General features: G+C 67.0%; 13 protein-coding genes and 2 pseudogenes. 2 read left to right on the top strand and 13 right to left on the bottom strand.

Going from position 1 to position 11,935, the window contains the following annotated elements; genetic code table 11:
* Positions 1-66: 66 nt before the first annotated feature.
* The 10 genes and pseudogenes from G6038_RS28210 to G6038_RS28255 form a co-directional block, all read right to left on the bottom strand.
* Positions 67-390: a hypothetical protein gene (locus G6038_RS28210; protein ID WP_165041878.1), complete on the bottom strand. Its 324-nt coding sequence runs from the start codon at positions 388-390 to the stop codon at positions 67-69.
* A gap of 57 nt (positions 391-447) precedes the next feature.
* Entirely contained in the window at positions 448-741 is a 294-nt protein-coding gene (locus G6038_RS28215) for a transposase family protein (protein ID WP_165041880.1), read from the bottom strand.
* Between the two features lie 223 nt (positions 742-964).
* A complete protein-coding gene (locus G6038_RS28220) occupies positions 965-1,720 on the bottom strand; it encodes a glucose 1-dehydrogenase (RefSeq protein WP_165041882.1) in 756 nt (251 codons plus the stop codon).
* 86 nt (positions 1,721-1,806) lie between these two features.
* Positions 1,807-2,763 carry a zinc-binding dehydrogenase gene (locus tag G6038_RS28225; protein WP_206025766.1) on the bottom strand — a complete coding sequence of 319 codons (957 nt, stop codon included), beginning with the start codon at positions 2,761-2,763 and terminating at the stop codon, positions 1,807-1,809.
* A 62-nt stretch (positions 2,764-2,825) separates the two neighbouring features.
* Positions 2,826-2,936 (bottom strand): annotated as a pseudogene (locus tag G6038_RS28230) (SDR family oxidoreductase); the annotation flags it as partial.
* A 95-nt stretch (positions 2,937-3,031) separates the two neighbouring features.
* A complete protein-coding gene (locus G6038_RS28235; RefSeq protein ID WP_165041886.1) occupies positions 3,032-3,409 on the bottom strand; it encodes a nuclear transport factor 2 family protein in 378 nt (125 codons plus the stop codon).
* 25 nt (positions 3,410-3,434) lie between these two features.
* Positions 3,435-5,027: an FAD-dependent oxidoreductase gene (locus G6038_RS28240; protein WP_165041888.1), complete on the bottom strand. Its 1,593-nt coding sequence runs from the start codon at positions 5,025-5,027 to the stop codon at positions 3,435-3,437.
* Positions 5,028-5,839: 812 nt separating this feature from the next.
* Complete coding sequence (locus tag G6038_RS28245) at positions 5,840-6,115, bottom strand: hypothetical protein (RefSeq protein ID WP_240918798.1); 276 nt, start codon at positions 6,113-6,115, stop codon at positions 5,840-5,842.
* 113 nt (positions 6,116-6,228) lie between these two features.
* Positions 6,229-6,558, bottom strand: coding sequence for a hypothetical protein (locus G6038_RS31695; protein ID WP_240918799.1), 330 nt, complete (start codon positions 6,556-6,558; stop codon positions 6,229-6,231).
* 331 nt (positions 6,559-6,889) lie between these two features.
* Positions 6,890-7,081: a hypothetical protein gene (locus G6038_RS28255; RefSeq protein WP_017682291.1), complete on the bottom strand. Its 192-nt coding sequence runs from the start codon at positions 7,079-7,081 to the stop codon at positions 6,890-6,892.
* Positions 7,082-7,278: 197 nt separating this feature from the next.
* Here G6038_RS28255 and G6038_RS28260 point away from each other — a divergent pair, with 197 nt between their 5' ends.
* Positions 7,279-7,467 (top strand): hypothetical protein, encoded by a 189-nt coding sequence (locus tag G6038_RS28260; protein ID WP_165041890.1) that lies wholly within the window; start codon positions 7,279-7,281, stop codon positions 7,465-7,467.
* 640 nt (positions 7,468-8,107) lie between these two features.
* Entirely contained in the window at positions 8,108-8,887 is a 780-nt protein-coding gene (locus G6038_RS28265) for a Fic family protein (protein ID WP_240918801.1), read from the top strand.
* A 185-nt stretch (positions 8,888-9,072) separates the two neighbouring features.
* Here G6038_RS28265 and G6038_RS28270 read toward each other — a convergent pair whose 3' ends face one another.
* The 3 genes and pseudogenes from G6038_RS28270 to G6038_RS28280 all read right to left on the bottom strand — a co-directional run.
* A complete protein-coding gene (locus G6038_RS28270; RefSeq protein ID WP_165041892.1) occupies positions 9,073-9,771 on the bottom strand; it encodes a hypothetical protein in 699 nt (232 codons plus the stop codon).
* A 107-nt stretch (positions 9,772-9,878) separates the two neighbouring features.
* A complete protein-coding gene (locus tag G6038_RS28275) occupies positions 9,879-10,874 on the bottom strand; it encodes a hypothetical protein (protein ID WP_165041894.1) in 996 nt (331 codons plus the stop codon).
* Positions 10,875-11,055: 181 nt separating this feature from the next.
* Positions 11,056-11,935: pseudogene (locus tag G6038_RS28280) on the bottom strand (plasmid pRiA4b ORF-3 family protein); the annotation flags it as partial.

The raw sequence follows: 11,935 nt of genomic DNA on the forward strand, positions 1-11,935 counted from the left end.
GGGGCGCACCGGTCGGGGGAACAGAGCCGCAGTTCAGCAGGCTCGCGAGCGACCGGCATGGACGTGTTACAGCGTCCAAAGATGTTGGACGTCATGGGTTCGCGTATTCTGCAACTCGTGATTGTCTTTGATGGATAACCGGAATTTATCCATCATGATCGGACAGAACTTCCCGCAGATACTTCCTCCACTTGCCAGGCGCTCCCGCAGCGCCGGATCATGCTGCCGCTCGGCGGAGGCCGCCATGTCCTGCCAGCCGTTCCGCGAGCCGGCACGGTCGAACCGCTGCCAGCGGTCGGGCTCCGCTTCTCCGTCGACGACGGCATCCTGCCCGAACCTACCCAGGCAGCCTGTCGAGGGCGGCACAGAGCACGGCGCTCGACCGTCCATAGAACTACCTACCAGCGGGGCAGGGTGGCGGGGCGTAGGCCCGCTCCGCCGCCTGCGTCACGGTCGCGGAACACGGAATCGAATACCGCGCCGCTGCAAAACCTTCTGGGGTGCAGCGGCCGCCCAGTCGGCGATGGCGTAGAACGAGCGGGCACCGGCGGCGACCGCGCACAATGCCACGGCGATCAGGGACGGCAACCGGTAGCGGCGACCGCGCCGAGCACGCGGATCGGGCACCTCCTCGAGCGCGACGAGCAATTCCGACATCCGCATGTCGTCGACGACGACCCGGCTCGACCGGGCCAGCTGGTCAAGACAGAGGTCGATCGGGGACACTGTCCCGGCGGGCATGGGTGACTCCTCGTGGACGATCTGGATGCGTAAGACACACCCATGATCATTCCTGTCCCCATGCCCGCTCCACCGGCCCAGACAGCACGTCCCAAAGAACGAATCCCCAGGTCACGGGGCCGGTAGTCAACAACTACGGCGCCCTGGCCGACCATTCCAGCACTTCCGACTGCACACATCGTTTACCACACTCGCCCGATAGTCACAAAGTGTCGTTGCAGTACTAAAGTGTTTCGATCAGACCGCCGTCCACCGGCAACGTAACGGCGTGAATGAAATCGGCATCATCGCTCACGAGAAACAGCGCGGCGTTCGCGATGTCTTCCGGCTTCCCGAGCCGTCCAGCGGGCTGCTGCCGTAGCCCGGTGAGCGTGTCCTCGTCCTTCGAGAAGGACGCAACCATTGGTGTGTCGATCAACCCCGGCGCGATGGCGTTGACGCGAATGCCCTGGTTTCCATATCCCGCGGAGAGCTGCCGTGTGTATCCGACTACTGCGTGCTTCGTGCTTGTATACGCCGCGCCTCCTCCCCCGCCGCGCAGGCCTGCTCCGGACGCGATGTTGACGATCACGCCCTTACCTGCAGCGATCATGTGCGGCAGTATCGCATTGGTGACGGTGTAGATCCCGGTCAGGTTGACCGCGAGCATTGCGTCCCAGAGCTTGCGGTCGGTATCGAGGCTCTGCGCGAAGTGGTCGAACATTCCGGCGGTGTTGCTGAGAATGTCGATCCGCCGATAGTTGCTCATGGTGGCCGATACTGCCGCATTCACGGAGTCTTCGTCCGTGACATCGAGTACGACCGCCAGCGCTTTTCCGCCATCGGCCTCGATTACGCCGGCGGTCTCACGAGCACCGGTTTCGTCTCGGTCTGCGACGGCGACAGTCGCTCCGTGCTGTGCGAAAAGCACCGCTTGTGCCTTGCCGATTCCCGATGCGCCACCCGTCACGAGCGCGACACGTCCGTCGAGTTTGCCCACGTCTACTTCCTTCTGAAATCCCCGACAGTCTTCTGCCGGTGTAGCGCACTCTGCCGGTGTGGAGTGCGGCCTACGGCCGCACTGTGTCAATCGATCAGCGCGACCAGCCTCTGCCCACCGACCTCACCGCGAGCTAACTGCTCTAGGCCGGAGCCGATCTCGGTGAAGCCGATCGACTTCGTCGAGATCGCCAGATCTCCGGACGAGATGAACTTGAGAACTTCGACGGTATCGGCAGGAGTGCCGCCGATGGACCCTCGCAGTTCCACCTCCTTCATGGTCAGAAGGTGGGTGTTGATGGTCGCTTCGGCTCGGCCGAGTCCGACCTGGACGACGCGGCCGCCGCTGTTGACCACTTCGATGGCGCCAGCGGTCGTGGTCCCGAATCCGGCGAAGTCGACGATCAGGTCGAGTTCGAACGCCGCGAGGTCTTTGACGTCGTCGACAACCTGTTTGACGCCGCGTTCGATTCCGGCTGCGTGTACCTGGGGATTGATTTCGGCTGCGTAGACTTCGCCGCCGCCGAGGACGGCCAACCGTGCGGCTGTCATTCCGAGTCCGCCGAGACCGATGATGCCTACTCGTGTCCCGGGTTTCAGGCCGCCGCGGACGAAGACCGCGTGATACGAGGTCATGCCGGCATCGGTAGCGGCGGCTGCCTGCTCGAAGGGCACGGTGTCCGGGAGGGGAATGATCTCGCTGGCCGGCGCCAGTGTCTTTTCGGCGTATGCCCCGTGGCGTCCGACTCCGATGTTCTTCTGTCCGAGAACTCCGCTTTTGCCGTCTCCCATGGCGCTGACTGCGACCCGGTCTCCGATCGAGACGTTCTCGACTCCGTCGCCGACGGCGGAGACGATTCCGGCAGCCTCGTGTCCGAGGATGATGGGGGTGAAGCCGAGGATCTCAGCCATCGTCCCGTCTGTGATGCCCACGTCCGTGTGGCAGAGGCCGGCCGCTTTCAGATCCACGACCACCTCGCCGGGACCCGGTCTTGGATCCGGGACATCGACGAGCTCGATCGGTGACCCGACACCGTTGAACATCCACGCTTTCACTCTGAACTCTCCTTGAATTGCGGCGCATAGCCGGTCGGTAGTTGCATTTACTAGATCAGGAAACCGGCATCGACTGACAGCGCGATACCCGTGACGTAGCGGGACTCGTCCGAGGCGAGATGGAGGACTGCATTGCTGATGTCGACCGGATCGACCCATGGGGGTGCCGCGCCCGTGATCAGTGCGACCTTGCCTTCTACTCGTCCCATATAGGTGCGCCTTTCCAGTCAGGTGGGGTGAATAGGTGAGGAGTCGGTCAGCTCAATCGGCTGGTATCGACGTAGACCCGCCAGCCCACGATGCCGGCAGTCGCGAACTCGACGAACGACGAGCCCTTGACCTTGACCTCGTTGCCGTCGGGGAAGATATAAGCGACGGTGATCTCGACGGCGACGGTGTTCTTCGCCGTGTCGACGACGAGGTTGTCGAGGCCGTGGAGGACGGCTTGGAAATTGCCCTTCCAGCCGGAGACGAAGGTATCAATCGCCTCGACTCCCGTGACCGGGTCGACGTCGTTGAAGGCGAAGACGGCGTCGTCGGCGAGGTGGCGGCGGAACACGTCGGGGTCGTTGGCGTCGACCTCACGGTAGAACGCGCGGGTGGTCGATTCCAGGTCGGTCGTCGTCTGAGTCATGATTGTTCCTTCGCTGCGTTGTTGGTCAGTTTCGGGTGATGTGCCGTGCGGCGATATACGCGGCGCATTGGATGAATCCGATGGTGTGACCGCCGGCCCAGTACGCCTCGCCGGACGGCGTAGCAGCGCAGTTGCCGACGGCGTACAGTCCCGCGATCGGAGTACCGTCGGGTCGCACGACCTGGCTGTTTCGGTCTACCCGCGGCCCGCCGGCGGTGTCGATCAGCGCCGGCCCCAGGATCGTGGCGTAGTACGGTCCGTGGTCGGCGAGCGGGGCCATCATCGGATTGGGCCCGTCGCCGACGCCGAAGTAGGCGCTCAAAGCCTGCTCGATCGGGGTGGAGCCGCGCCCGAAGTCGCGGTCGACACCTTCGGTGGCCATCGCTGCCCACCGATCCACCGTCTCGGTGAGAGTGACACCGAAATTAGTGTCCAACTCCACTGGTCCGGTGTACTCACGCAGTGTCTCGAGCCGCTCCGCAATCCGATTCTCGAGGTCCGCCAGCGAGTCCGCTCGTATGACCCAGAAGTCGTCCTCGCCCTGGGGCGGGATCGGGTTGCCGAAGCCCTCGCCACCGAATCGCCGGGCAGGTTCGTCCCAGATGGCGATGAGCGGGTTGTTCGGGTAGGTCCCGCGCTGGCTGTCCCAGTCGAAGAACACCCGGGCGAAGTCGTGGTACGGCACCTTTTCGCTGATGACGCGCTTGCCCAACCGGTTGACGATGATCATCGAGTCGCCCGGGATCATGAACGAGCCGCGGACGGCCGCGGGATCGCGCTGGAGACGTTCGAGCACCATCGGGGCCCGCATGCCCACGTTGAGGTTGGCCAGGTCGGCGCCGACGTCGCGGGCGATCGCGAGAAGGTCACCGGTGTTCGTCCGGGCCGCACAACCGCCCACATAGGAGTGGTCCAGGAACCGCAGTCGCAATTCGGGGTCCTGGGTGAAACCGCCGGTGGCGCAGATGACTCCGCGCCGTGTCCGGATCCGAGTGGTTCGGCCGGACGTCTCGACGACGGCCCCGATGATCGCGCCGGTCGCATCCTGGACGAGCTCGATCACCCGGGAGTTGGTACGGATGGGCACGTCGGCGCGTGCACATGCCTGAGCCAGGGTCTGAATCAGAATCGATCCCCCGGAAGGACCGCCTTCGCTCTCTTCCGGGAACAGCACCCGACCTGTCGGAGCCGCATCCTCGGGCAGGTGCGCATAGTAGTCCGGGAAGTCCGCGGCATGCCCGAACTTCAGCCCGGCGACATTTTCGTAGGCTTCGGCGGCATCCGAGGCATTGTCGTAGAACGCCGTCAGGCCCTCGTACTCCCACTCCGGCAATCCCAGGGTGGGATGGTCAGGGTCATACAGCCTGGGACGCGACAGCTTCGCCATGTACCGGAGGGCATCGTCGCGCGGATCGGTGCGCCCGCTCGCACGCAGATACTTGTTGTTCGGAATCCACATGTACGCAGCAGACTTCGCAGTGGTTCCGCCTAGGGTCGCGGCCTTCTCGACGACGATCACGTCGGCGCCGTTCGCCGCGGCGATCACGGCAGAACCCAGACCTCCGATTCCACTTCCGGCGACCAGAACATCTACGGTCTCGTCCCACTCTTGATTCATGACCAGCCTTTCACAGCATCAGCTCCGGAACGGGCATCGTCCGGCCACCTTCGGCCAAGGTGGCGCAGCGGCGGAAGCCGTACCGGCAGTCTAAACTTTGATCAACGAAAGTCGCTTCACGGCACCACAATTCGAAGTTCATCGGCATTGCGGGGCGTAGCGACTCGGCGGCCAAGGATGCCGAGAGGAATCTGTCGGGGTGGGGAATGCACCCGCATCCCTGCAGGGAGCGCTCCGTAAAGAGAACTCAACGGATTACACATCGCCCATCCTCCCTTCTGCCGACCGCGACACTCGCGAACCTCGTCGAGTGGAACCCGGCTTACCGAGGTGTCAGTCCCGGCTCAGGTGTCGCCCGACCCCGCACCGTGTGGCGTGTGCCACAAGTACAGCCCGAGGATGGTGTGGTTCGCATTGGGATAGAGCCCAACGTTCTCGCCCGGCTTTGGTTCAGAGACCAACATCGGCGAGAACATCAGGGCCCTGTTCTGCCGGTTCGGGCGTCGGGTCGGGAGGTGGAGGCACCTCGGAGCCATTCGTGGCCCCTGGGCGCGGCCCGCAGGTTCGTGGTCGATGGGATCCTCACCGGACTCGGCCTTGACATGGAGAATCGTGCTTATCCATCACGGGCGGTCACGAGTTGCAGAAGACGCGAACCCGGGCCGTCCACCATCTCTTCTGGACGCTATGACCCGTTCATGTCGATCGCTCACAAGCATGCCGAACTGTGGCTTCGGTGCCCGGCTGGTGCGGTGATGCCGTACTCCTCGAGGGCATACTCGCTGCCCGGTGTTCTGCGCGCCCGCCGGAATTCACACAGCAGAGCCGACAGGCCGGTGCTGAGCCCACTCCCGCAGCGCCGCCCCATGCCGGGCGGTGTCCCGTTCTACGCCGAGTGCGAGAACGGGAAAATCCAGCCGCCGCATCGCTTCGGCGAGCATCCCCCTCACCGCTCGACCGTGGGAATCCTCGAGGCGGATGCCCGTCAGCGCCTGAGCCTTCCGGTAGGCGAGGGCGTCGAGTTGACGCTCGACGTCGCCGGCGCGGTAGTCGAGCCGGCCGGTGACGCCGGGGAACAGCTCCCGCATCTGCCGGTCCGCAGGAAGGTGTTCCGGGGAGATAGTGCTTGTTCAGCATGTTCGACCGAGTTCACGGGCGGGCACCTGTGCTTCCCCGGCTCGACGCTGCGCAGGTAAGACCCTCAGTCCTGATCGTCCAGCGATGCGACACGAACGTCCCGCCAGAATTCGCACAGCAGGGCCAACGAGTTGTGCTGATCCCACTCCCGCAGCGCCGTCACATACCGGGCATGTTCGACGGTGTCGCGTTCGACGCTGAGCTCGAGAACGGGAAAATCCAGCCGCCGCATCGCTTCGGCGACCATCACCCGGACCGCACGGCCGTTGAAATCCTCGAACGGATGCACGTGCAGCGCCTGAGCCTTCCGGTAGGCGAGGGCTTCGAGTTGACGCTCGACGTCGTCGGCGCAGTAGTCGAGCCGGGCGGTGAAGCTGTGGAACAGCTCCCGCATCTGTCGGTCCACATGAATGTGTTCCGGGGAGATAGTGGCCTCCCACCCGGACCGGCTTCCTGCGCCACCGGCCGGCGATGTCGGGCATCACGTCGATCAGGATCCGGCGATGGAACTCGCGGAGCAGATCCACGTCCATCGCCTCGTCGGCGAAGCGACCGGAGGCCACCTCGTCGAGCAGCCGGCGCAGCGGCTCGGCGATCAGATCGGCGACCTCGTGGTAGGTCTTCGTACCGAACAGCGTCTCGAACCGGCGGGTGCTGCCGGTATCGACCGGCTCCGTCGGCTCACCCACCGGTCACCGCTGCTGCGCGGGTCCGTGCGTGCACGATCAGTGCGAGCCCAGCACGGCCCGTTGACGCTGCCGTGCCTGCTCGATCCACCGGTCGGAGACCGGCTCGCCTTCCATCGCCATGCTGTGGATCACGTGATCGACCACGGCGGCGCGCCGCCGATAGACCTTCTCCTCGGTAGGCAGCGCACGCCACCGTGCGACCAGTGCCCGAACGTCGTGTGTGGTCACGGCGTGCTCCCTTCCGTCTCGATCCGGTCCGTTGTACCCCCATGATGGCAGCCGGTGGCGACAGCGAGCAATCGAGACGGGCTCTGCCGGCCTGCGGACGTATGCGGACCGCGGCGCTGTCGGCGCCGTGGTGTAGGCACAGCTGGACGACGAGACGGCGGATGTGTCTATCGCGCCCGCCGAGGCAGGGGGATCTAATGGTTGTGCTGCTCACGTTCGATGTGCTCGGAATCCTGGTCGCACTCGTCTGTGCGCACAGGTCGTATCGCCGTTACGGCCGCCCGGTCCGGGCGCTGGCGGCCGGCGTCGGAGAGCTCCTCGTTCTTCCGCTGATCGTCGTGGTGGCGGTCGCCGCGGCCACCCCACGCGCATCGCGTACCGGGTAGTGAAACGGGGTCGCGAAAAGGCAAAAAGTGCAGTTCAGGAAGCATTTTCTGCGCACTGATCGGCTAGAATTGATCTTGAAACGTTCCCGGATTCGGGGGGAGCTCCGCCCAGGGTCGGGCGCAGTCGAGGAGGTCGCGTGGCGGACGAGAACGCCAACCAGGACACGTTTGGAACCGAGGATCAGGGAGGACGAAATGGCGCCGCAGAGCGAGGAATTCACCACGCAGGTCGAGGGGATCGACCTGACGATCGCGGCCGAGACCAGGCGGATTCTGGTCGAGTGGCTGGGGATCGACCCGGCGACCGAGCAGGGGCAGATCGACCGGGAAGCGCTGTGCCTGCAGCAGATGACCGAGGACGCGGCCGAGCAGTTCGAGCAGGCAACGCCGACAGCTCCGGACGCGACGTACCGGGACGCGGTGCAGGCCAAGGCAACAGCCTGGCGGGCAGCGCGGGAGATGGTGCTGACCAACGAGCTGTATCCGCAAGTGACACCGGAAATCCGGGAAGCGCGGGAGCAGTTCGCGGCGTGGGCCGAGCAGGAAGCCGAGAAAAAGCCTGGTCCTGCGATCGGAGAAATGGCCGCACGGCACCCCCGACGCCGACCTGCTGCACCGCACCGAAGGCGTCATCAGCTACATGCGCATGCAGGAGCTGGCCGACGATCCGATCCCCGGCCGGTTCGACCTGCCACACTTCCAACGCATCCATCACCACCTGTTCCAGGACGTCTACCCCTGGGCCGGCCGGTTGCGCACCGCACCATGGGACTGGCCGATGGTCAAGATGGGGCCGGACGTCGCAGCCGTGCGCAACGGTCAGCGCCCCGTCACCGAGATCCCGCATTCGTACTTCAAGGCCCGCGACGTCCCCGAGGCCAGCGCCCTGGTTCTCGACCGCATCGCCGCCAAGGACAACCTGCGCGGACGAGGCCGCGACACGTTTCTCGATGATCTGACCAAAGTGTGGCTGCGACTGAATCACGTTCACAGCTTTCGTGAGGGCAACACTCGTACCCAATTCGCGTTCTTCCGGCAGCTGTGCACCGGGGCCGGCTACACCCTTCACACCGACCGCTTCATCGCCGTCAAGAGAGCCGACCTCGCCAGCAACCCTCTGCTCGGAGACCTCCGCGAGCAATTCGTCTGGGGGCGTTTCGAGTACATGCAGACCGGCGACATCCGCCTGATGCGCGAGGTACTCGACATGGCGATCACCGACGCCGGCGACCCGCTGCCCGTCGGTCCGATCATCGACCACGGCGTCGATCTGCGCGCCCTCGCCGCCGCGACCCTCGGCCACCCCCGATCACCACGAGCGATGGTCGACAGCGCACCCTCACCTGACGGAGACCCCACGAACGCCGTCGTCACCGAACCCGGTCGCACCCACCAGCACGGCCGTGGCCTCGGCTTCTGATCGAGGTGCACGGAATTCAGTGGTCCAGCTCGAGGCCGGAACCCCCGCCGGTGGCCGTGGTCGGGGTTCGGTGCACCGTCGCCCAGCAGCGACGTCGCCCGCCGAGGATGGGCCGTCGACGCCGCAGACAAGGCGGCGAGCCGTCTGTTACGTCCTTCGGGCGTGCTCGAATCCTACTGGACAACTCAGGCATTCGATCCGTAGGGGCCAGGGGAGCCGGGCGCCGGTGGGGTGGCCGGATCGGCGACGTATCGCCGGATCAGGGCGGCGAGCCGGGCCGGCACCATCGTCAGTCCCTCGATCTGCTGGTGCCGCTCGATCATCGCGACGAGATGGTAGAGCGCCCGAGCGGCGTCGCCTCGCGAGCCTTTCCGGACGGTGTCGAGCTTCCACCCGGCCAGGTCGTTGCGGTGCTCGAACACGATCGTCATCAGCGCACACAGGTCCCCGACGTCCTTCGCGGCGAGGCGAGAGCGCCAGGCGAGCGCCTTGAGGACGACGGCCGCCTCGAGGTCGGGGACCGGCACGTCGAAGACCACCGTGTCGTCGGTGGTCAAGCGCGCATGGACCCGCACCTCGAGCGGCTCGGACGACAGGGCCGACTGCAGCCCGGGTATGGCATCGAAACCGCGACCGTCGTGCTCGACCCTCTCCCACCGTCGGCCGCTGGTGCTGGGCACCAGCAGGTCGACGGCCAGGATTCCCTCGGAGCCCGAGGACGCTTCGTAGTGGTTGCCCCGCACCCGGCGGTACCCGCGTCGCACGAGGGCTTCGTGCAGGTCGGCGCCGGCTGCGACCACGGGGTCCATGCCGGCATCGGCGTCGGCGGTGACGCGGGCAACGCGCTCGGCGGTGGGGTAGACCCGGCCGAGAAGGTGCACCATGTGCCCGCCGATGACCCGGTAGTTGCTGCCGTGGGCGGCGGCTGCGAGATCCGCCGAGGCCCTGGAGGCCCCGATCGGCGGCGTTCGACGCTGCGAGGAGGTGCACCTCAGCCACGGAAGGTGCCCTCCTCGATCGCCTGGCGCAGGTGCCCGGCGGCATCGCGGGCGTCGGGTCCGGGGCTGCGCAGCACATCGTGCGTCGCGATCACCGGATCGACCAGGATCACCGGCGCGTCGGACACCATACGGGCGGTGCGCCACAGCGTCGGATCGGCGGGGACGATCACCTCGAGGGTGTGCGCGCCGGCGGTCGCGGGCGTGAACCCGGCCGCGGTGAAGTCGAGGAACTGCGGGACGTAGAGCACGGCCCGGGCCGGCAGCCGCCACGGCGCATACACATCGGCGGCCACGTCGCCGCTCTGCAGCACGGGAACGCCGATCGCCGCACAGAATCGGGCCGCGTCCGTGGCCTGCCGGAGCACCGGATCGAGCCCGTACCAGTACGTCGAGGCGCCGCCGGGGCCGGGATATTCGGTCAGGTGCTCGTCGAGCAGGGTCGCCCGGGGCTCGGCGATCCATCCGCCGGATCTGCGGTGCACGTGCCGGCTCTGCCGCACCGCCAGGGAGACGGCCTGCTGGGTGACCTCGAGGGCGGCGGCCAGGTTCGGCTGGGTCATCGGATGCTCGGCCAGCAGCAGCGCCCGCTCGGTCGCCCACCGGATCCACGGTTTGCGGCCGCGGCCGGGGCGGACGGGCGGGGTCGGCGCCGGTGCGGGGGCCGGTACGTCGTAGCGGGTGCCGAGGACGATGAGCAGCTCTTCGGCGGGTGCGATCACATCGACCGCGCCGTCGTGGGCCAGAGCCCGCAGGTGCGCGGTGGTGCGGGGGGTCACCACCAGCAGGCGGGACTCGGGATGCTTGCGCCGCAGCGTCGCGAGGAGGTGCGGGGTGGGGGGTCGCGGCTGCACCGTGACGTGCGCGGCCACCTCACGGCCGTCGGGCAGGACCAGGTCCAGACCGTCCAAGGAGCCCGAGACGATACGCGCATCGGTGCGCCGCAGCAGGTGCAGGGCGTCCGAGAGGGCATGGGATGCCGCGTCCATCTCCTCCGCCTTTTCGTCGTCTACCAGCACATACAAGCATATACGGCAATCAATGTTTTAACTTGTGCAGGGGGAGGGGTGGCGGTCACTGCGCATCACGGGAAGGGCACCGGTGCGCACCCCTGCGGCACGCGTGACCCGGCCGTACCGATCGGCCCATCCGTGGGTGGTGTCGTGGGGGTCAGGGGCCGATCACGGTGCGGGCGGTGGCGGCGACGGCGGGATGGGGGCCGGTGAGTCGGCCGCGGCGGATGGTCCCGGCGAGGAGTTCGAGGACGTCGAGGGTGGGGCTGGCGACGGCCGGAGCGAGTGACGGGCGGCCGTCGGCGCGCCACCCCAGGGCGAGCAGCAGGGCGCGGATCTCGGTGTGCCAGTGTTCGGCCGGGAGGCCGCTGGCGACGACGGCCAGGGCCGACCAGCCGGCGTGCCGGTCGAAGTCGGTCTTGCCGACCGGCAGCCGGGACACGATGTGCTGCCACAGCGCCAGGGGCCGGTCACGGTGTCGGCGGGCGAGCGTGGTCGGCGTCAGTCGGCCGTGTCGGACACGGAGCAGACCGAGTGCTCGCGCGCTGGTGCGCAGCTGGGCGAGCGGCCAGGTCAGGTCCTCGCGGTTCGCCTTGCCGATCCACCATCCGGTCAGACCGGTCCGGTCGGCGAGGTGCTCGACCAGTGTCGGCGGGAGGTAGCCGGCGCTGGTCAGCCGCGCCCCGTCGCCGATCAGGTCGAGCAGCACGAGATACGGCTCGAGCAGGTGTGCGGCGTCGGCCTCGCCTACCTCGACCACCGGGTGCGCGGCCGAGCGTGCCAGTAGCTGCGTCAGCGTCGGGTCGCCGTGGCGTTCGAGGTGTGTGCGCAGCGCCGCCAGTTCCTCGGCCACGGGCACCGGCGCGGCCATCGCCGCCGCGACAGCGGCGGTGGTGTCGGCGGGATCGAACCGGTCGGGATGCCAGCCCAGTGGCAGCCAGCCGCGGGCGTGGTCGAGGTCGTCGAACGGCGGCGGGACCGACGACGGGTCGCACCCGCCCCGCACCCACGCCGCCAGCTCCGCGTACCCCCACATG

It is taken from the genome of Rhodococcus sp. 14C212 (assembly GCF_011058195.1).
GTDB classification, from domain to species: domain Bacteria; phylum Actinomycetota; class Actinomycetes; order Mycobacteriales; family Mycobacteriaceae; genus Rhodococcus; species Rhodococcus aetherivorans.